Origin of the sequence: Paenibacillus sp. MY03, assembly GCF_002165585.1 — a bacterium.
Classification (GTDB): Bacteria; Bacillota; Bacilli; order Paenibacillales; family Paenibacillaceae; genus Pristimantibacillus; species Pristimantibacillus agaridevorans.
Map to the genome: position 1 here is coordinate 1 of NZ_MXQD01000063.1, position 20,429 is coordinate 20,429.

Annotated in this window: 17 protein-coding genes and 1 pseudogene; 2 read left to right on the forward strand and 16 right to left on the reverse strand. The window is 48.0% G+C overall.

What is annotated here, in order from left to right:
• Positions 1–494: 494 nt before the first annotated feature.
• Entirely contained in the window at positions 495–644 is a 150-nt protein-coding gene (locus B1748_RS37075) for a hypothetical protein (protein WP_179215930.1), read from the reverse strand.
• Between the two features lie 198 nt (positions 645–842).
• On the opposite strand from B1748_RS37075, the gene B1748_RS37080 reads away from it, so the two are divergent.
• Together B1748_RS37080 and B1748_RS32335 are read left to right on the forward strand one after the other, a co-directional pair.
• Positions 843–1,010 (forward strand): hypothetical protein, encoded by a 168-nt coding sequence (locus tag B1748_RS37080; RefSeq protein WP_179215931.1) that lies wholly within the window; start codon positions 843–845, stop codon positions 1,008–1,010.
• Between the two features lie 417 nt (positions 1,011–1,427).
• Positions 1,428–1,586 carry an asparagine synthase gene (locus B1748_RS32335; RefSeq protein ID WP_087572097.1) on the forward strand — a complete coding sequence of 53 codons (159 nt, stop codon included), beginning with the start codon at positions 1,428–1,430 and terminating at the stop codon, positions 1,584–1,586.
• 137 nt (positions 1,587–1,723) lie between these two features.
• On the opposite strand, the pseudogene B1748_RS37730 reads toward B1748_RS32335, so the two are convergent.
• From B1748_RS37730 to B1748_RS32405, 15 genes and pseudogenes are all read right to left on the reverse strand, one after another.
• Positions 1,724–2,119: pseudogene (locus B1748_RS37730) on the reverse strand (Gfo/Idh/MocA family protein); the annotation flags it as partial.
• 10 nt (positions 2,120–2,129) lie between these two features.
• A complete protein-coding gene (locus B1748_RS37735) occupies positions 2,130–2,591 on the reverse strand; it encodes a Rossmann-fold NAD(P)-binding domain-containing protein (protein WP_256976081.1) in 462 nt (153 codons plus the stop codon).
• 20 nt (positions 2,592–2,611) lie between these two features.
• Positions 2,612–3,442, reverse strand: coding sequence for a carbohydrate ABC transporter permease (locus B1748_RS32345; protein ID WP_087572098.1), 831 nt, complete (start codon positions 3,440–3,442; stop codon positions 2,612–2,614).
• Positions 3,443–3,455: 13 nt separating this feature from the next.
• Positions 3,456–4,364: a carbohydrate ABC transporter permease gene (locus B1748_RS32350; protein ID WP_087572099.1), complete on the reverse strand. Its 909-nt coding sequence runs from the start codon at positions 4,362–4,364 to the stop codon at positions 3,456–3,458.
• Positions 4,365–4,439: 75 nt separating this feature from the next.
• Positions 4,440–5,909, reverse strand: a complete 1,470-nt coding sequence (locus tag B1748_RS32355) for an extracellular solute-binding protein (protein ID WP_087572100.1) — start codon at positions 5,907–5,909, stop codon at positions 4,440–4,442.
• A gap of 93 nt (positions 5,910–6,002) precedes the next feature.
• Positions 6,003–8,366 carry an alpha-L-rhamnosidase-related protein gene (locus B1748_RS32360; protein WP_087572101.1) on the reverse strand — a complete coding sequence of 788 codons (2,364 nt, stop codon included), beginning with the start codon at positions 8,364–8,366 and terminating at the stop codon, positions 6,003–6,005.
• A gap of 67 nt (positions 8,367–8,433) precedes the next feature.
• The gene (locus tag B1748_RS32365) at positions 8,434–9,441 is read right to left on the reverse strand and encodes a zinc-dependent alcohol dehydrogenase (protein ID WP_179215932.1); all 1,008 of its coding nucleotides are present in this window, start codon (positions 9,439–9,441) and stop codon (positions 8,434–8,436) included.
• Positions 9,442–9,760: 319 nt separating this feature from the next.
• On the reverse strand, positions 9,761–10,639 hold the full coding sequence (locus B1748_RS32370; RefSeq protein ID WP_087572103.1) for a carbohydrate ABC transporter permease: 879 nt from the start codon (positions 10,637–10,639) through the stop codon (positions 9,761–9,763).
• Between the two features lie 16 nt (positions 10,640–10,655).
• Complete coding sequence (locus B1748_RS32375; protein ID WP_087572130.1) at positions 10,656–11,555, reverse strand: ABC transporter permease; 900 nt, start codon at positions 11,553–11,555, stop codon at positions 10,656–10,658.
• Positions 11,556–11,640: 85 nt separating this feature from the next.
• Positions 11,641–13,344, reverse strand: a complete 1,704-nt coding sequence (locus B1748_RS32380; RefSeq protein WP_179215933.1) for an extracellular solute-binding protein — start codon at positions 13,342–13,344, stop codon at positions 11,641–11,643.
• Between the two features lie 180 nt (positions 13,345–13,524).
• Entirely contained in the window at positions 13,525–14,691 is a 1,167-nt protein-coding gene (locus tag B1748_RS32385) for a Gfo/Idh/MocA family protein (protein WP_256976082.1), read from the reverse strand.
• Between the two features lie 70 nt (positions 14,692–14,761).
• Positions 14,762–15,781, reverse strand: coding sequence for an SGNH/GDSL hydrolase family protein (locus B1748_RS32390; RefSeq protein WP_179215934.1), 1,020 nt, complete (start codon positions 15,779–15,781; stop codon positions 14,762–14,764).
• 127 nt (positions 15,782–15,908) lie between these two features.
• Positions 15,909–17,576 (reverse strand): response regulator transcription factor, encoded by a 1,668-nt coding sequence (locus tag B1748_RS32395; protein WP_087572106.1) that lies wholly within the window; start codon positions 17,574–17,576, stop codon positions 15,909–15,911.
• Positions 17,573–19,102 carry a sensor histidine kinase gene (locus B1748_RS32400; RefSeq protein ID WP_179215935.1) on the reverse strand — a complete coding sequence of 510 codons (1,530 nt, stop codon included), beginning with the start codon at positions 19,100–19,102 and terminating at the stop codon, positions 17,573–17,575. The genes B1748_RS32395 and B1748_RS32400 overlap by 4 nt, the downstream gene beginning before the upstream one ends.
• Before the next feature lie 121 nt (positions 19,103–19,223).
• On the reverse strand, positions 19,224–20,390 hold the full coding sequence (locus B1748_RS32405) for an alpha/beta hydrolase family protein (protein ID WP_087572108.1): 1,167 nt from the start codon (positions 20,388–20,390) through the stop codon (positions 19,224–19,226).
• Between the last annotated feature and the right edge of the window lie 39 nt (positions 20,391–20,429).

The window sequence follows — 20,429 nt, forward strand, 5'->3', positions numbered from 1 at the left end:
TTCACCTGTCTACCTAAAGGGGAGCATATCAATATCTGGCTGACCTAATAATACGAAGGGGCTGTCCCAAAAGATATAAAAACAATAGTGAGCCAGTAATATACACAGTTAGACACGGAAATGGTCGGTCAGGATACCAATCCTTGACCAACCACTGTAACAAATACATCCCATTGGCGTTATTAACGACTATGGAGCTCGTAACAGCAACAAATACATCCCATAGGCGTTATTAACGACTATGGAGCTCATAGCAGCAACTATAACGACGTTTCGGCTGCCAAAGGTAAGACTTGAAGTCGGGAGGCTTTCGCTCGCTCACAATTTCTCAAGAAGGCGGCAATAGACCAAAAGCCAGAAATGGCGGTGAAGGGATAACGCCCTAGCACCGCCATTTCTTCATTTTTGACGTTTCATTCATCAAGTGAGCTATTTCATCAAACGAACTATCATGCTTTCGAGAATTGTTGGACGGATCTCCGTCGGCGTCGCCTTTATTCCCTCATCTTCCTTTGCCAGACATATGGCTCGTCATACGACCATGAATCCCGATTTATAAATGCCGCCACCAGTGCGATTAACGTCCCGGTGATGCTAAACAAACCGATCAGCCAAATGGATAATATCGCGTAACCCGATGCCATCCTATTTCCTCCTCGCGCCTTTTTATTACCATATGCGCTGCAGAGAAGGAATAGTAGAAGCACTTCCGCCCATCACAAAGGTATATTAACAATCTATTCAGATAGGCCAATATGGTATCGGCGAAGCGTCTTCCCATCTGCCTATCCTTGACTCCCATCGTCGCCCCCACGAAGACAACCAGACGGGTGGACATCACCATGATCATGGTGGAGGACATGGAAACGGAGATAGCGGAAGCAGCGACGGCGGAAGTGGTAGTGGAGGCGACGGCGGCGGAAGCGGCGGCGACTAAAGGACGCCTCCCTCCCACGCTTTTGCTTCAACCTTTCCCGCGAACGACTTTATTCCCCGCTATGAGGTCATGAATGCGGCGTTTGTCCTCGCGCAGCCCAACCATAAACAAGTAGAAAGCGATGAAAATGCCTGCAATCGGTTTGACGTGAAAAGCACGGTTCATTCGTCGTCGCCTAAATGGCATATACCGGGGACCGGACGGCGCCGAATTGCTCGGGTCCATCTGGAAGGCCCGTTCCTTCATCCGGGTCGCGGCGGAGCCCAGGACAAACGGCATCTCCGTTCCGCGACCAAGGATGCACCGAAGCGCCATATCGAAGCGTCACACCCCCATTATTTGTATTGTAAAGAGCCGGCCCCGATTCCGCACAACGGCTGTCTTTTCTTTTATAGATCGAAACGATACAATACTTGCATTTATTGAATAAGCTTGAAGCGTTAAGGGAAAATAAGGAGGTCTTGCCCATTAAACCAGAGGAGTGTTGGATATGCGAGAAGGAATGATTCCGGCCCTGCTAGGAACTGTCGTAACGGCTTCCGGAGCCGCTCTAGTGAAGAGGAACCATAAGCTGATCGGAACCGGCATTCTGGGATTTGGACTTGCTCATATCGTGCTCGGAGCCATCGATTTGGTCGAACACCGATAGGTGCGGCAAGACGACGGAGGATGCGTATGATCGCATCCTCCGTTTTTCCAGATCTTTGTTTTTGTTGTTTTTTGAATACCGGTCCGCGTAGTAGCCGCTTAAAATAACCTGTCCTCTCTTTCCCGTTCAGCCGAACATTAGTCCGGCCACCTGACCTGGCAGAAAGTGCCAGTCTCGGCGGACTCCTTAGCCTTCAGACACAATAAGGTGCTGTTCAAGCCATCCTCCAGCGTGGACAAGGACGTTTGAGTCTTCCCCTGCATGATCGTGATGAAATTTTCAAGCAACGTAGCGTCTCCCCCTCCATGGCCGACTGCTGTTGCCGCGTGATCGATCTCGTACGATTCGACTCTAGGCGTATGATGCATATACACCTGAATTCGATTCGTGGCCCAATCGAATTCGACCGTCCCTTTGTAACCGAGAAAACGTGCGCCTCTTGCGGCCGCTTTTTTTCTGACGAAAAAATTTTGCGAATAGGATACGTGCATGCCGGATTCATAAGCGATTAATGCACTGCCCGAATCCTCGTTGCCGGTATCCTCAGCGAAGCAACAGTAAGGTCCAAGCGTTTCCTCGAAAGCAAGTCTCCGAAGATTGTCCGGACTTTCCGGACATGTGCTCGTCTCTTCGCAGTCCTAAGCATTGCATCCCCGCTCGCTTGTTCCCCTTGAAAATTTGCTTCGACGTCATCGCGCATACGGTTATGTGCTTCAACCCCAGAATATGATTGATATAATCGAAATCGTGCGTCGCTTTCTGTACGAATAATCCTCGCGTTCCGACGAAAATGCCATCGAATTCCCCTCCGTTCAGCATGTCATCTGCATTCTCGAAAAATGAAATCCCTGACATGTCGACCCCGTCGGCTTTCATTCGCTCGCGTATTTCTTGATGGCGAACGTCCGCTATCGCTGAAATTCCGCAATCGCTGTCCATCTCCTGCATCATACCCAGTAGTCTTTTGACTTGTTGACCGTACCCGACTACCCCTACTTTACTCATATTTTTTTCTCCTGATCCATTTAGCCCTTGACTCCGCCCATTGTTGCGCCTTCAATAATTCTTCTCTGAAATAACACGTATACGATAACGGTAGGTATGATCGTGATGACAAGACCCGCGAGCAGCGTTACCCAATCCGCCTTGAATTCCATCATAGCGTTGGCATTATACATGTTCACGCTGATCGGATACTTGTCTGGATCGCTGATGAGAATAAAGGGACCCAGGAAATCATTATATAAGCCCACAAACTTGAAAATGCCGATCGTGACGATGCCTGGCATCGACAGTGGCAAGATGATTTTGCAGAAAACCTGAAATAACGTGGCCCCGTCGATAAACGCGCTTTCATCCAGTTCCTTAGGCAAAGAGCGCATGAAGCTGCCGAGCAAGAGCAGTTCGAAGGCCCCGACAGGCAGACCGGCTAGGAGCACCAATCCGTTCAGACTGTTGGTCAGATCCAAGGCGCGCATCAACGTATACTGGGATACGAGAATGTTGATGCCCGGCAAGAACAATGAAATCATGATAACGCTCCACAACAAGGATCTCAACTTCCATTGGATTCGCGTGAAGGCGTAAGCGTTCACCGTGGAGACAAACAGACTGATAAGCAGACTCAGCCCTACATAATAAAGAGTGTTAATCACCGATTTGCCGATGCCGAGCTGCGTCCAAGCCTTCTCGTAATTGCCCCATTTCAGGTGCGATGGGAAGGCCCATATATCGGCAAAAAACTCTTGATTCGTTTTAAGAGATTGATACAAAATCCAGAATAAAGGAAGCAGGACGGTAAGCGCCCAAACGAACAACACCATTCGCCATAGCCATGAAGTGACCCTGATTCTCATAGAACCCCTCCTTTCAGTACTCGACGCTGTCTTTGGCGAAAAATTTGTCCACGACCAGCTTCAGACCGACGAGCAGGACGAAAATCATCATGCCGATCGTGGAAGCGTATCCGTAAAAATGCTGACCGAGGTTTAAGCCGCCGAAAGCAAGATTGAACATATATAGGGAGATGACTTCCGTCGAACCGCCGGGACCACCCTTGGTCATGATGAGCATATATTCGAAGCCTTTGATCACGGACAGAATCAGGAAGATCGTCCCGACCCGAATGACACCGGACAACAAAGGAAGCGTAATCTTCGTAAACCGTTGCATATGCGTGATCCCGTCCAGAGTGGCGGACTCGTACAGGGATTTAGGAATACCTTGCATGGCATTCATGAATATAACGACGTAAAACCCGACGTAACACCATACGTATAACGGAATCATGGAGAGCAGCGCCGTACTTTTACTGCCTAGCCAGTTATGTTCTCCGCCTAGGCCGAACACCTGAAGCAATCCGTTCAACAAACCGAAAGTACCGTCGTAGATGAACGACCAAATGAGCGCGATGACGACTAGAGACAGCACGTTCGGGAAAAAATAGAGGACTTTATAAAACGAATTTTCCCCGAAGGTACGGTTGACGAGAAGATCGGCTAGTACCAACGAAATCGCAAGAGTAATGGGAATGACCGTAACGAGCAAAATCAGATTGTGCTGCAAAGCCCGCGAGATGAACGGGTCCTGGAACAGCCGGATATAATTGTCCCATCCAATAAATGTTTTGACGCCTATGCCGTCCCAATCCAAGAAAGAATAGAAGATGGAGAGGGCATTCGGATAGAGTGTGAATAACACATAGGCTGCAAACGCCGGGGCCACGACAATGAAAAGAAATATCGCTTTTTGAAAACGTGCGCTTTTCAAGAAATGCATAGTGGTCTTCTCTCCTCGCATATCACGGTCGAAAGGCAGTTCGGAAGACTTCCTTTCGACCGCTTATTAATCCACCTACTCTTTGTTTTGGGCTTCCTTGTCGTTCGTAATGGCGTTCTGCAGCAGCTTCTCCGCGTCTTGTAAGAACGGCTCGGGTTGTTCCTGCCCCGTCAACACAAGAGCCATATTGTCTACGATAACCTTTAGCGATGCCGCATAATCGGGATGCGTGAGCTCGATCTTGCGATTTTTCAGTTCGAGCACGACCTGATTCTCCTTCATATACGTGGCGATCGATTTCTGCAGCGGCTTCATATTGTCCGCCCGCGTCGGAACGTCTAAGTAATCCTTGCGCAGCGGAAGCGCGCCACCCTTCTCGACCAGCTCTTGCTGGACTTCGTTCGACATGAGCGAGAGAAGGAACTGCTTCGCCCATTTTTTGTTCAATTCCGGCTTGGCCGCCCAAATTTCGAAAGAGTAACTCAATCCGTTATTCATATAAATCGGCCCGTCCGGATTATTCGTGAACGGTACCGCCATGTATCCCCATTGGAAGTCGTCCGGAGCGGATTCCTTCATCTCATTCTCGATCCAATCGCCCGAAGGTACCATGGCCGCTTTATGTTGAAGAACGAGCATTTGCGACTGCGTGTGATTCATGCCCACGCTTTTTTTGCTGATATACCCCTTCTTGCCCATGTCGTAGAGTCGTTTGTACACTTCGATATTTTCCGGAGAAGTATTCTGCGGACCATTGAAATACTCAAAATCATTGCGGAATTGATTGTTTTCGTTTTCTTCCGCAATTTCGAATATTTTTGTATCGAAAGCAAACTGCGCGTAATTGTACAAGCCGGCATACACGATCGGATCAATGCCTTTGCTCTTGATCGCTTCGCAAAGTTGGATAAACTCGTCATACGTCTTAGGACTCTTGTTCCAGCCATTCTCATCGAACAGCTTCTGGTCGAAGAACATGCCGCCAATGTAGTTCGCAATCGGGAATACCCAGGCATTATCTTTATAATATTTCTCCGGATCGTTGAAGCCCGGAACAATCAGATCGTTCAGCTTCTGCCCTGGCGCGTCGTCCGGCGACATCTCGAAAATACCGGTTACCGGCTCCAACTTGTTGGCATTGACGTATTCCGTCCAGGTGTCGCTGTAGAACAAATCGAACATATCTTCGTCGTTGCCGGCGGATGCCTTAGTCGAGACAAGATCACCGATCTTCGGAGATGCCGTAATATCGAATGTAACGTTTGGATATTTTTCCGTGAAAAGTTTGACGGCATAATCGAACCATTCTCTTCCATACCCCGATTCGAGCAAGCCGACCTTTAACGTCACTTTTTCATTCCTAGGCAGCCCGTTCTCGTAATTGTCAACTTCTTCTGATGATTGTTCGCCTGTCGCGGGTGTCGTGGATCCGGGATTTGTGTTGCTTGCACCGCCCTTTGTATTTGCAGCATTCGAGCATCCGGCAGCAAACAAGACCATGCAGAGTATGAGCGCTAAAGAACTCCATGTCATTTTTTTATTCATCGTTAGACCCTCCCAGGTTTTTACTTGTATTTTCAATAAATCGAAAGACCGGTCAGCCAAGCGCCGTCATCATCTTTCAACCGCTGATCGGCTTTACATCCTCCTATGAAGCGGAAGTCCAGTTAAATTCTCGACTACCACCTTGTAGTCCGGTGGGGCGTCGATTTGATATTCCACTCGTCCGTCCACCTTTGACCATTCTAAGCAAACCGCATCGTCCCCTAGAGGAAGCACCCCCTCGCAATAGGGAATTTCCAGATCGCAGAACCTTAGTGTAATGGTTTGCGCGATCGGGTCGATTCTGTAGATGCCTAACACGTCGCGAATCAAGCTGTGTACGACATGGGAAGCGAATCCGTGATTGCAGCTGGCATAATCCCCGTCGTTCTCCCAGAGCGTCCCGGTTCGCTCAACCATGTAATGGAGGTAGTCTGCGGATTCGTCAACCGCCTGCCGCACATATCCGCACCTTGCCAGCAATTCGAGACGTAAATAATTCCCGATAAAGGCATTCGCTTCATGAACGTCTGGATATGTGTTCGTCTGATTTCTCGACGGCCCAAACCGGGTTAACAGCGTATTCCAAAGTTCGGGACTGCTGTCGGGGTCGGCCGTTCCGAAATAGAAAGCGTAATACTGACAAATTTCGCTCCTATTACGAGTAAGAACGAGGCTGCCGTTCAGCCGCACGGCATTGTCGATGAAAAATTCTCCATCATAGGACTGCCTTCGGATCACCTCATGCACCTTCTCGGCTTCATGCAACAGATCAGGCAGTTGGTATAATCGACCCGCGGCAGCCAGCGAGGCTGCATAAAGCATATTGGTTGGATAATTGACGTCCTGCACGAAATCGTTCGCCTTTGACCATTCCAGGAATACCCAACTTTCAAGACTCTCCAGCAGCCCGTCTTCGTTCTTGAACCGTTCGAAGTAGTCGAACAATTCAAGGATTCTCGGCTTCAACGCATCGATCAACTGCCTGTCTCCGCTCCGTTCCAGATATTCCTCCAGTTCTATAACGAACCATAGCGACCAATTCGGAATAAAGACGCCGTCGTTATGATCCGCTGGATAGCACATCGGAAGCATGCCGTCGGGCAAATGCGGGAAACGATCGGGCAAGAGGTAATTCTCGAAGAAGGCTCGCTCCACCTTCGTCTCCCCCGTCAAGTTGAATGCGGCTCGTCCCATGAAGAAGCTGTCGCAAAGCCATCCTGCGCGTTCCCTTGAGGGACAATCCATGAACAGATCCACCACGTTCTGTCGAAATGTTTCCCTCCCAGCCTCGAAGATTGCGTTGAGCCGTTCGTCGCCGGATCGAAACCTCGCCTTGCCGGCATCGGCGTTCGCATATTCTCTCATGTAAATGCCCGAAACCTCGCATTCCCCTTCGGCTGCGATCCACTTCATATAGCGAAGTGTATACGGCTCGAACGTTTCCAGCCTGTAGGTTCCGGGTTCAAGCTCATACCGCAGAGCATTGACGCAGCCGAACCGCAAATGATCCACATCGTCTTCACGCAGAACTTCGTCGAATGTCACATACAGCAAGGTCCTACGGCTGCAACGGACGGTGCCGCCAATGAACCCGGTCCGGTTGATTCCCATATCCAGAATTCCGAACTCGTGTGTAGCGAGCAACACAGAATCTTCTTGCTCATGCGGTTGCTGAACGATTTTTTTGCTACGAACCGGCAGATCGGCCAATTCATCCGACAAAAAGAAGGTCAGATCTTTCATTTCGAAGCCTCCATACTGAGGGCCTACGCCTGTCAAAGAACGATCGCGCCAATAATCTCCTTGCAATTCCCGGTGAATCACTTCTCCCCTCGCATATACCTTAAGCGGATAACGCTGGGTGAATTCAGCCATGGGGACGCCTCTAGAAATTAACGTCTTTGCGACCGTCTCCATACAGGCAACCCGGTTGAAGGAAATACTCCCATCCACTCTCCAGCGGTCAAAGCCAGGTTGGAGCGAATAAGCTTCTACGAACGTTCTTTGAAAGCTGAATCGCTGCGCCTTCTGTACGCGTTCCTTCAAGATCGTCGCCTCGAATCCGTCATCGCCTCCCGTCGCCAGAACGGTTTCCTTGCCTGCTTGAACCTCCGCCTGCAGGAAAGATGGCTGGTCGAGTACGTAATAGCTGTTGATATTATAGCCGGCCACCTCAATGGCAATGAGGTTATCGCCCTCCTTCGCGAATTTGCTCAAGTCCCATACATCGACTCGATAATGCCCATGGGGTCCGCGAGCAGGCCCGTGCCCGACGAAATTGCCGTTTATATAGCATCGGTAGAGGGTTGACGCGGCAATATGCAACGTCAAACTTGCATCCTTGCTTGCAGTTGCTACACCTCTGAACCCGGCAGTGATATTTTTTTCCTTTTCCATTTCCTTTGGCCATATGGGTTTTGCCGATCTAAAATGATTGAGATTTGACGTACTAGTCACCTTGTGCCTCCTCCAACCTCTTGATAAGAGACCTTTAGTCTGCCTGTAAAAACGACGCCATTGCCCTTCATTCGCGTGCTTCCTTGCTGGCGGCCGCTATGGATTGCCCTGGATGATCGCCAGTCGATAGAAAGTCGGTCTGTGGGCAGAAGAACGCTTTAATTGCTTCTTGTTGGTTCAACAATTCTATGGCTTGATCATAATCCGCGAATGACGAATGATGAGTCTGAAGGCATTCGGTATTAAGACCCTTATTCATGACAAGATCGATTAACAGTTGATGATCCCTTGGACCTACGGGCCTGTATTTGTACGATTCCAGCTTTGTACCCCGTGCCCACAAGTCTTCCGAATAAGTAATATCTCCGCGCAGCACTCCGAAGATGACAACATGCTCATTCACATGCGACAGTACATTCTGAACGGAAGAGGCCGCGCCCACGCAGTCGTAACCGAGCTCGAATCGTTGATTCTGCAATTCGTTCGCATGCATGACCGTTCCAAGTCCTAAATTTCGAACATATTGAATTCTGCTCTCGTTGACGTCGATCCCGACAACCTCTGAAGCCCCCCACAGACGAGCCACCTGAACGGCAAGAATGCCGGCAGGGCCGAGACCCGATACCAGAAGCGACTTTCCTTTAAGATCGCCTAGCTGCATTAATCCGATGACCACACATTTCAACAGCTCGAACGAAACCGCCTGCTTAAACGTTATGCTGTCAGGAAGCTTAATCAGTTCCTCCTCACGGAAAGCGGCGTACTCCGCATAGGCTCCTTTAGGGACGATATGCTCTAGAGCCGCGACACGATCTCCAACGGCGAAGCGGTATACACCGGATCCTACGGCCTTGACGACGCCTGCCATCTCATGCCCCGGAAAACCAATAGGCAGCGGATACTCCGGTGATTCGGCATAATTAAACATATCTCGACCAGCCATCATGTTGATGTCCCAGCGCGGGCAAGTCGATACCATCTGTATTTCGACCAGTACTTGATGATCCTGAAGATCGGGCAATTCGGCATCCACGATTCGGAATTGTCCGGCTCCGACGATTTGTAACGCTTTCATTGTTGTTCCTCCCAGCATATATTCGGCTAAATGCCTCTAGCTTAATTTTATTGTACTAGGGTAATAAAGCTGCGTCTTTGCAGAGTTTATTGTTATGCTTCGTATGACTTGACCATCATTAGGGCATTCGAACGGCGTTTGCGATAAGACGTTTGCACTATACTGACTTTCGCTTCGACTTTCATCGACTAAACGGCCAACTGTCCCAATTAGAAAACCGTCAGAGATACGTTCGCTCCCTGACGGTTTCTAAATAAGGGGACTTCATTTTCCCTATGATATTGAGATGCATTCATTCTGCGGAGCTGCCAACTCTTGTCTAGCCTTTCACGCTACCCACGACAATTCCCTTTATAAAGAACCGCTGCAGAAATGGGTACACCAGCAAGATCGGCAACATACCGACGAAGATTTGCGCGGTCTTCACATTTCGTGTCGTCACGTTCATCATTTGCGATACATCATGTAATTTGGACATGTCGGGTTGAGTAATGATCGTCTGCAAGAAGGTCTGCAACGGATAATTCTCCGGACGGTTCAGATAAAGCAGACCATCGAACCATGCATTCCAATGTCCTACCATTGCAAACAGGGAAATCGTGGCTATCGAGGGCAGCGAAAGCGGCATATAGATCTTGAATAGGATCGTCCAATGACCTGCGCCGTCAACGAATGCCGACTCCTCCAGCTCCCTTGGCAAACCGCGAAAAAAATTGAGCATGAGAACGATAAAATAAACGGATACGGCTCCGGGTAATATGAGCGCCCATAGGCTATCAATCAAACCATATGCTTTGATAGCCATATAATTCGGTACGAGTCCCCCACCTATGAGCATCGTCAGCATAAAATACCAAACGTAGACGCTCCTAGCTGGAAAATGGGTGCTTTCTTTGGACAGCGGATAGGCGACAAGAACGCAAAGCAATACATTGATCAAGGTTCCGAGAACGGTTCTTTGCAAGGAAATCCAGAACGCTGAGCCGAATTTGGAATCGCCTAAAATATAAGAATAGGCATCCAAATTGAAATCGACCGGCCACAGCTTAACAAGCCCCCCGTTGACTGCTGCCGAATCGCTGAAGGAGATCGCCCAAATATGAATAAACGGCAGCAAACAAAACAAAGATAAAGCGATCATGATGGAATAGTTTGCTGCATGAAATAGTTTGCGCGATAGGGAGTTTGGTTCTACCATAATCCTGGTCCTTTCTTCAGAAGATGCGGTAGTTGGCAATTTTATATACCAATCGATAAGAGATGATGATCAGCACCATGCTGATGACGGATTTGAACAAATTAACAGCCGTCGAGACGCCATATTGAAAATCCTGAAATCCGATTCGATAAACCATCGTGTCGATAATGTCGCCAGAGCGATATACCTGTGGACTGTATAACATAAAAACTTGTTCGAAGCCCGCGTTAAGTACATTGCCAAGGCTAAGCAGCGCAAGAAGCACCACGATCGGACCAATCCCAGGCAAAGTAATATGCAAAGTTTGTTTCCAGCGATTGGCTCCGTCAATATATGCAGCCTCATAGAGCGATGGATTGATGGAAGTTAGCGCAGCTAAATAAATAATAGTCGAAAAGCCAAATTCCTTCCAAATGTCAGACGCGATCAGGGTAATGGGAAACCAGCTATTGCTGCCTAGAAAAAAAATAGGCTCAATGCCAAACACCCCAAGCAACTGATTCACTATTCCGCCATTCGTCGAAAGAACATCTACGAGTATACCGCCCAATATGACCCAGGAAAGAAAGTGAGGCATATAGATGAGCGTTTGCACAGTTCGGACAACTCTTCTGTTGCGCATTTCATTAAGCAGCAACGCGGCCATGATGGCTACAAATTGCCCTAAAACAATTTTCGACATCGCTATGAGTACGGTGTTTCTGACTACATCGTAAATATCCGGCATGTTGATCATGTACACAAAGTTGGCAAATCCCACCCATTCGGATCCAAAAAGCCCCCGGTTCGGGATAAACTTCTGAAAAGCCATCGCAATTCCGCCCATCGGAATATAGGCGAACAAGAAAATAAGGATCACGCCAGGTATAATCATGAGATGAAGAGGCAGATTGCGCTTCCAACGATTGCTTTTCATTTCATCGTTTCCTTCCTGCAAAGTATAAGGGGGATCGAAATCCCCCCTTAACATGACATCCTGCACATCCGTGCATGGATATGGATTAATTCATTTCGTTGACTTCTTTAGTGATTTGCTCTCCGCCCTGCCTGTTCCAATCCTGAACAAATTTATCAAACTCTTCGATGCCTACATCCCCCATGATAATTCTAGTCATCATGGTAATTTCCATCTTGTTCAACGTAGACATCTTCTCGCTCATCGTTGGCGTTGTCGGGACGTTCAACGCATTATTTACATATAATTGATTGTCCAAATACGAAGCTACGACTTCCATGGCGCTATGACCCTCTCCGAATATACGATCCGTCAACCATCCCCCTACATCTTTAGGGTTTTCACGATAGGCTTTGATCGATTCGATTTTAATTTGCGAGTCTTCTGAGATTGTTGACGTGTCACCGCTCTGGAGTGCCTTGACCACTTCATTGTGTTGCGTCAGGTGAATAAGTGGAGGCGAGAAAGACAATATCGCATAAGGGTAATACGCAACGCCGGTCTCGGCATTCTGTCCAAGACTCCGATCAACATCCACATACTGAGTATGAACCCAATAATTTGCCAACTTTACGGCAGCCTCCGGGTTTTTGTAACCTTTCTTGACCACAAAGAACGAGCTCGCTGTCGATCCAAGATAGGCATTCGCCGGTGTCCCGTCGACCGATGGCAATGGATAGGCATTCCAAACCGCACCGTCCACGTTAAGAATCGTATCCTTGTTCGCATAGATAGGAGAGGCGAAGTCTCCGTAGAACATACCCGTTTTGCCAGCGTTCAGCGACTCAAATACCTTGGTCGAATCTTGTACGCCGAACTCTTTGTCTATCAGCCCTTCCTTGTACATCTGATTCAGCATCTGCAGGGCCGGCTTCATCTCCGGAAGGATGCTTCCATATACAACTTTGCCGCTTGAATCTTGAATCCATGAGCCGGGGTAAGCGCCGAACCCTTGGAATAATCCGTCCACGCCAGGCGCGTTCCACATGCTCGTGATATCCTTGTTAACGCTTAAACCATACGTATCCTTCTTGTTGTTTCCATCAGGATCATCATTCGTGAATGCCCGCGCAATCTGTAATACTTCTTCTGTAGTCTGAGGCGGCTGCAATTTCAATTTATCCAGCCAATCCTGGCGAATCCATAACATCTTAAGCGTTCCGATCGCCGGTGTCAGTGCCGGTATGGCATACATTTTGCCATCGAAGCTTGATGCATGGATAGCCTGATTGTTATCCTGACCCATAATTTCCTTGAGGTCTTCGCTTGCATACTTCTCGTAAATCTCCGTTAAATCCTCGATCATACCGGCCTCTACAAGCGTCTTAAGCTGTATTGCGTTGACGCTCAAGAGATCCGGAATATCATTGGAGGAAATCGATACGTTTAATTTGCTTTGAAAGGCCTCGCCGCTTGGCACAGTCCACATATTGCTGACTTTAATGCCCAAGTCACGTAAGTAAGCGTCATACCAGATATTATCGTCGATCGTGTTCTCATCGTCGAAAGTCAACCATTCTGTCGATCGCACTACGGACAGGTCGATGGGCGGATCGTATTTGCCCAACGGGTCGATTGTTTCATCTGCAGCCGAGCTTTCACCATTAACTGGGTTATTCTGCCCAGTCGCTGGTGGAGAAACGGATTCTCCATTGGACGACGTATTACTCGTCGAACAGGCGCTTAAGGTCAACGTTACGGCGAGCAATGCAACCATTCCTGTTAAAACATGTCTTCTACCCTTTGACAATTGAATACCCCCAGGCATGTTATGTTATTTATGCGTCCGGTAAACGCCGGGTTATGATCAGTGGCCACCATCATAAAATCTGTCCCGTTATTCATAATTGTAAGCGTTGTCTCAACTTCCAACAACGCTATTCGATTGTCAAAGTTCTCATTTATTGCTCACTTCCAACGCATTTGCAACTTACCGTTCATCAGGCCATGCAATCTGCTGGAAGGTGCCCTTCTCCGCGGATTCCTTCGCTTTCAGACAGATCAATGCGCTCGATAATCCCGCCTCTAGCGGGGCGACAGATTCCATGGTTTCTCCCCTCATAATGGCTGCAAAGTTGTCCATAAGTACCGAATCCCCGCCGCCATGGCCACCTGCGAATGCAGCCGTATCAATGGTATACGTCTCGACACGAGGCGTATGATGCATAAACAGCTTCACCTCATTGGAGGTCCAATCAAATTCGACCGTACCTTTGTAGCCCATGAATCGCGCTCCGCGCCTGGCAGCTTGCTTGCGAATAAAGAAGTTCTGCGAATAGCTGACATGCATGCCTGATTCATATTGAACCAGGGCGCTGCCCGAATCCTCATTGCCGGTATCGATCGCGAACCCGCAATATTCCCCATGTCGACCTTCGCCAGAACGCAGCAAGTTTTGCGGACTCTCGGGGCAAGTCACCTGTTCTTCGCAATCGACACATTTCAACCCTGCAGGTTTATTACCCTTGAAAATTTGCTTCGATTTCATCGCGCATACTTGGATAGGTTTCAGACCCAACACATCATTGATGTAGTCAAAATCATGAGTTGCTTTCTGGAGAAACAACCCTTGCGTCTCAAGCTCATCCCTGTACCAATGATGGAAATAGATAGATCCATACGAAACGTTGTTGACGGCCTGAACATGTTCGACCGTACCGATCTTCCCCGATGCGATAATTTCCTTGATAAGCTGCGTATGATATGTAACTCGCAGCGGAAAGGAAACGACGACCGGGCTATTCATTCTCCGATGCGCATCCCGTAGACGCATCAAATCATCTATCGATGTGGCAACAGGTTTCTCCAGATAAAGTGGAATCCCTCTGTCCATCACCTTTAAAGCCATCTTTGCATGCTGCGAACAGCGGGTGCCGATGAATACGCCATCGTATTCTCCTTGCTGCAACATCTCGTCGGCATCGTCGAAGAAACGGATCGCCGAGCAGTCAGTCCCTGCTTCGAGCATCGACTGCCGGATAGCCGAGCTCCGCATATCCGCGATCGCAGCGATGCGGCATTCGGGATGCCTTTCCTGTAAAATTCCGATTAATCTGCTCACCTGATTGCCGTAACCGATTACAGCGATTCTTATCACATGCTCGTCCCCCTCATATTTAGAAAACTGGCGTTGTTGAAGTGCGGATCGTTTATTCTGCCTTTGAATCCTAGCGACTCTTGGAAGGTACAGCTGGAATCAGTGGAACGAAAGCTTCATAATAAATGCGATGCCCATAATCATTTGGATGATTGATATTGTTGAGCAGCAGACTTTCATGCGTCTTACCGGCACGCAGCTCTTCGTTCCATAACCGATGTACATCTGCAACCGCAATGTTGCATTCCTTGCCTATCCGTTTAAGAATATCCGCATAGATCGCCAAATCCCCGCTGGAATGCTTCCACTGCGGATTCGATTCACACGGCGTAACCAATATGATGTCTGCACCCGTTGCTTCCTGGATACGAGTAACCATCTGTCGTATATTTCGTTCGAATTCACCTGGAGGAACTCCATTCCTGATCTGCTCGCTCATCGTGCACTGATCGTTCATCCCATATCCGATACTGACAATATCCGGTCGAAGCGCGATCACGTCATCTTCAAACCTCTTTAATCCGTCCACGCTGGTTTCGCCGCCGATCGCACGATTGACCACCTCAAACTCCATCCCCTCGAACCTCTTTCTTAATTCGCCGGCAAACAATTGATAGAACGCATATTCATCGCGGCTCGCATCGCCGCCAGCGCTTATACTGTCACCGAAAACAACATAACGAATGTTTTCGCCCGCCGCTATTTTTGCTCGAACCCGCCGCAGTTGTTCGCCTTCCGCATCCGCGCAATCCGCGTGCGCTTCCTCAGACTCCTCGATATATTCATAATCCACGTAAACAGTGAACTTTCGGTTGCTGCAATCCGCGTAATCCCGATGGTCAAAACTTTCCTTGCCATACACGACATGACTGCGCCAATCTGGAATGGAACTATTCTCCGTTCGGGCAATCGTCCCGGCTTCATAATCAATCACGAAGTCTTCCTGTTCCATATAGGTCACATCTTTCGGATGATCCGACCCTTGACCGGTACCGACGCTTAAACAACGAACCACGTTTCCATGGCGAAGCTTCTGCGGCGTTTGCCCAACGAATACAACACTCTCACCTTTATGCATTTTGTTCAACATCCTTTGACCCTCCTCAAGTAGAAAAATAACAAACATTGGGCATCCAAGCTTGTTATTATTGTAATATGGCAATATGGCCGCAACTACGGCAATCCCTTGCACTCTTTATAATCTATTGCCGAGAATCCTATGACTGATAGCTTTGCTTATACTCCTTGGGTGACATCCCCAGGCTGTTCCTGAAGAAAGTCGTGAAGTAGGGGACATTCTCAAAGCCTAATTCGGCCGCTACATCCTTGATTTTGATGTCGTCCTGCAACAGCAATTCCTTTGCGCGATTCAGCTTTTGCTCTTTGATTTTCTGATAGATTGGATATCCTCTTTGAGAATGATACAGTCTGGATAAGTAGAATTTGCTTAGATGCACATGATCAGCGAGCTGCTGCAAAGTTAGATTCCGACTTAAATTTTGGATAATGTAGTTGTCGACTTTCTCTGCGATTTCCTGCTTTTGCTCCTTGGCGTCATCTCCGACGATTAGAAATAATATTTCAGCAAGCCGCACACAGTAGTCCCCGAAGGACTGCCAATCCGTATGTTTGTTGAAGTTGGTCAAATAGGTTAAGTCCAGTTTCATTCCGACTTCGGTTGTCATTTGCCGGGAGTTCATATAGGAAAGATATAGGCCGGCCAACGTGATGAATATTTCCGATTGCCTTTCGTACGTCAGAAATACGGATTTCCGAATCGTCTCGAAAAAACTGCGCAATTCGTTCATGAAGGCCAGGAACTCACCTGCTTCAAGCAATCCGGTTAACGCAAGCAGCTGCTTCTTTATCTCCTGAGGCTGCAACTGGATATCCTGATAGCGGGACATGGCTTCTCCCGCTTGCTCCACCTGCATAATTTCGCTCTTCAATCCGATGGCTCGATCAAGCAGCTCCCCCATCTTTCGATTCACATCGCCAATTTGCAGCCAATCGACCTCGTGGCCGGAAATTACGAATGAACACGAAAGCCCCATACGCTCTTGAATGGTGAACTGCACTCGTTCCAGCTCTTCGCTTAAATACCAGTGGAGCTGCGGCAAATCACAGGTTTCGCTGTCATGATCCATCCTCTTCACTTGGAGCAGCCATACCAGATGTCGAGAACCGTTATAGGGAACAATGCTGCATTGAGGTTGGAGCATGGATACCATCAGTTCCATGATCATCTCCCGCTGCCGCATCTTCTCGATCTCGGTATAAGTTAGCGGCCATTGATCGACTTTTCCATTCAACAGAATGAAGCATTGATCTACGCTCAGCGAAGCCTGTACATACGATTCTTCCTTGTCAGCCAGCTGTTGCGGCGTCAACGGCTTCTCCAGAAGCTCCCTCAGCAATTCGTCGTTCAACATACGCTGAGCTTGTTTCAACCTCATACCATTCTGCTTTTCCTGTTCCTTCAATCGACGTTCCTCTTCAATGATCAAGCATAGCTTGCGCACGGCTTCGATCACGGTCTCGTCGTCCACAGGCTTAAGTAAATAATCAAAGGCTTCCTGGTGCAAGGCGGTCTGCAAGTATGTGTAGTCGGAATATCCGGAGAGAAACAACGTTTTCAGTTCCGGAAAGCGACTTTTGATCAAGGCGGACAAATCCAAGCCGTTCATACCGGGCATCATGACATCCGACATAAGAATGTCGATTCCTTGCCCCTCCGTCTTTTCGATTATGTTGATCAAATCGAGTGCTTCATCGGCCGAGTAAGCTTTCCATACTTTCAGCGGCAAATCCTCCTGCCCTTCTAACAAGCGATGCAAGCTATCCACGATAATCGATTCATCATCAACCAGCATGAATTGAATCATGATATCGCTCCTTCCCAATAGATCGTAATAACATTCGTCAAACCACCGTACTCGTTGCTCTGCAATTGAAGCCCGCTTTCCGGTCCGAATAATATCTCTAGCCGCTTATGCACATTAATTAAGGCATGGCTAGTATCGCACTGTCCCGCATGAATCTTTTTTTGAAGCTCAGCGATATGTTCCGCTCCCCCGCCCATCCCGTTGTCCGCCACATGAAGTTCCATGTAATTCCCATAGTCCTTACAGATAATTCGAACCCATCCCTCTTTGACAGTATGTTTGTGGCCATGCTCAACCGCATTCTCGATCAACGGTTGAATGAACAATCTCGGTACTTTCCGATGAAGAATCGAGTCTGCCTGATCCGCATCATCCGGTAATTCCCATTGGAAAGATATTCGATTTCCGAAGCGCATTTGTTGTATCGATGCATAGCTGCTTGCATGTTTGATTTCCTTGTCCAACGTGATAAGGTCGTCGTGATTATTCTGCGTAATATATTTAAAGTAATCTCCCAGATGTCTCGACAGGTGGGAGACGCCTTGAAAGTCTTTATCCTGCGACATTCGATATAGAATATATAAACTATTGTACAGAAAGTGCGGGTTGATCTGAGACTGCAACTGCCTAAGCTCTGCCAATTGCCTGTAAATCGTTTGTTCATAGACTTCGTGAACGAGCACCTTAAGCTTCCCTACCATGCTATTAAATCTGGTATATAGAAACTCGAACTCATCCTTCTTGCGATACTGGAGATTCAAGTTGAAATTACCATTCTCAACCATCCTGAAAGCTTGAACGAGCTTCCTTAACGGTTGATGAATAAACTTGATCAACAAATAGGAAAACGAAACGATGACGATCAATGCCAAACCCCACAACATGTAATTCCATTCTGTAAACTTGCGAAGCGGCTGTAGCAACTGATCTTGCCGATCATAGACGATCAGCGACCAGTTCGTGAAGGAAAGCGGCTTCTCGATCGAAATTAAAGTCGGATCATTTCCCAATTCTTCGCGAACAAAGGAGTTCCCCTCAATGGAGGGGAACTGATAGCTGCTTACAGTATCCACGATCAAGGATCTTTCCCCTAAACTGGTGCCGATCATCGATGGAGAAAGCTCGACCACGGTCAAATATTGCGTTTTTGTTCCAGCCGGATAACCGCTTAATAAGTAATAATGTTGACCGTCCTTCTTCACATTCGAAGTACCTGCGGCGAGATCCTTATATCGTTCATATTCGCCAGTGTTCAGATTCGTTAATACAGAAGTAGAGGACAGACGTTTTTGGAAATTCGGCATCAACACGAACACTTCGGATATATAACGGCTGGATGAAGCTAACGCGGATATTTTAGAATACACATCGTTGATCAGCTTGATCTTTTCGTAATCTCGAAGCGAGTCGGAACGTATGCTTAAATCCTGAAGATCGGAATCATTATTGAACTGCATCTGCAGTTGAACGATACGATTCAACTCCGCATCCAGGGAGCTGGCCAAATAATCGACCTTTTGTTGCATGACTGCTGTTATTTGTTGGCGTATAATATCGACGCCGGATCGATGAATGAAAGCATTGATAATAAAAAAAGGGACAAGGATCAAGATGAATCCCAACAGCGTTTTGAAAAAGATTCCGCGATTAAAAGTATACATTTCCATCAGTTTCAACGAGATCGGAACTGGTCTTTAATCCATTCGAATCTTCGATAACGAAACAATATGCAGTAGAATGATCCGGAATAGAACAAAACAATTTTTTTTCGCGAGCTTCAAACTTAGCTGGCATAAGATCCCAATTTCTTGAAGTATAAGGTCCGGATTCGGTTGTATAAAGAAGATGTACGCTCTGTACAGTGCGGTTCCCTTCATAATACGCCCAAGCCTCAGTTCCCGATTGGCCGGATGAAATCGCCCGTAAAAGCGGGGGTTCATCCTTCACGAACGAATCCGCGTAGACGAAGAACTCTTGGGTCGACCAAGGCGTGTTATAATCATGCTCCCAATTGGGTAGAAGTCTGAGCGTTCGCGTTCCTTTAGCCTCCCGATACGTCTTCTGCCAGCCATTCAAATAAAAGGCTGGGTCATTCGTGCCGGTTGCCCAAAGCATCGGAAGCTCGGATTGTCCTATGTATTGGCTTACGTCGAAAGCGGCGTTCCATCTTTGCTGATGTTCTATATTCATCCCCCGCAAAATTTCTTGCCAGCAAGACCCTTCCATGTAATATCCCGCAGCGTAGACAGGCATGGCAAAAGCCAACCTAGACTCGATCCCCGCGACGATTTCCGTTACGTAACCTCCCCATGAAATCCCCATCATTCCGATACAGGCAGAATCGACATTACACTGATTAGCCAAAAAACTGACGGCTCGTATGGCCGCCGCTACGGCATGGTAGCTCCACATGTCCGTTAATTTGCTCCCGGATTTGGAAATATCGTGAAACATGGTGTCGTCGGTCATGTCTGGACCGCCTTCCGGCATCCTTGTTTCATCGGCGTCTCTGCCTGTTAGATCCATTGCAATCGCCGCATAACCGCGCTCTGCCCACTGCTCCGCCCACTCGGAGAATGCCTTGCCTCCTCCGCCGTGTACAAGAACGACTCCCGGAACAAGACTATCTCTTGCGCGGTTAGGAACAGCATAATAAGCGAACACTTTTGTCGCTTTCCCTTCATAAATCTCGTTGTTATAACAAAACTGACGCACTATAAACCCGGGATGCTCCTCCGTCACCCCCCATGTGATCTCCGGCGTTTGCATTAACCGATCAACATCCCATGGACCGGTATATCCATCTTTTTTCATCCATAACGCTCCTTGCTTCTTTTTATTTTTCAAACGGGA

Bases quoted from the DNA above. Each gene is read 5' to 3' on its own strand.
- B1748_RS37075 (WP_179215930.1), bottom strand. From the start codon at position 644: ATGGCATCGGGTTACGCGATATTATCCATTTGGCTGATCGGTTTGTTT.
- B1748_RS37080 (WP_179215931.1), top strand. From the start codon at position 843: ATGATCATGGTGGAGGACATGGAAACGGAGATAGCGGAAGCAGCGACG.
- B1748_RS32335 (WP_087572097.1), top strand. From the start codon at position 1,428: ATGCGAGAAGGAATGATTCCGGCCCTGCTAGGAACTGTCGTAACGGCT.
- B1748_RS37735 (WP_256976081.1), bottom strand. From the start codon at position 2,591: ATGAGTAAAGTAGGGGTAGTCGGGTACGGTCAACAAGTCAAAAGACTA.
- B1748_RS32345 (WP_087572098.1), bottom strand. From the start codon at position 3,442: ATGAGAATCAGGGTCACTTCATGGCTATGGCGAATGGTGTTGTTCGTT.
- B1748_RS32350 (WP_087572099.1), bottom strand. From the start codon at position 4,364: ATGCATTTCTTGAAAAGCGCACGTTTTCAAAAAGCGATATTTCTTTTC.
- B1748_RS32355 (WP_087572100.1), bottom strand. From the start codon at position 5,909: ATGAATAAAAAAATGACATGGAGTTCTTTAGCGCTCATACTCTGCATG.
- B1748_RS32365 (WP_179215932.1), bottom strand. From the start codon at position 9,441: ATGAAAGCGTTACAAATCGTCGGAGCCGGACAATTCCGAATCGTGGAT.
- B1748_RS32370 (WP_087572103.1), bottom strand. From the start codon at position 10,639: ATGGTAGAACCAAACTCCCTATCGCGCAAACTATTTCATGCAGCAAAC.
- B1748_RS32375 (WP_087572130.1), bottom strand. From the start codon at position 11,555: ATGAAAAGCAATCGTTGGAAGCGCAATCTGCCTCTTCATCTCATGATT.
- B1748_RS32390 (WP_179215934.1), bottom strand. From the start codon at position 15,781: ATGTTGAACAAAATGCATAAAGGTGAGAGTGTTGTATTCGTTGGGCAA.
- B1748_RS32395 (WP_087572106.1), bottom strand. From the start codon at position 17,576: ATGATTCAATTCATGCTGGTTGATGATGAATCGATTATCGTGGATAGC.
- B1748_RS32400 (WP_179215935.1), bottom strand. From the start codon at position 19,102: ATGCAACAAAAGGTCGATTATTTGGCCAGCTCCCTGGATGCGGAGTTG.
- B1748_RS32405 (WP_087572108.1), bottom strand. From the start codon at position 20,390: ATGAAAAAAGATGGATATACCGGTCCATGGGATGTTGATCGGTTAATG.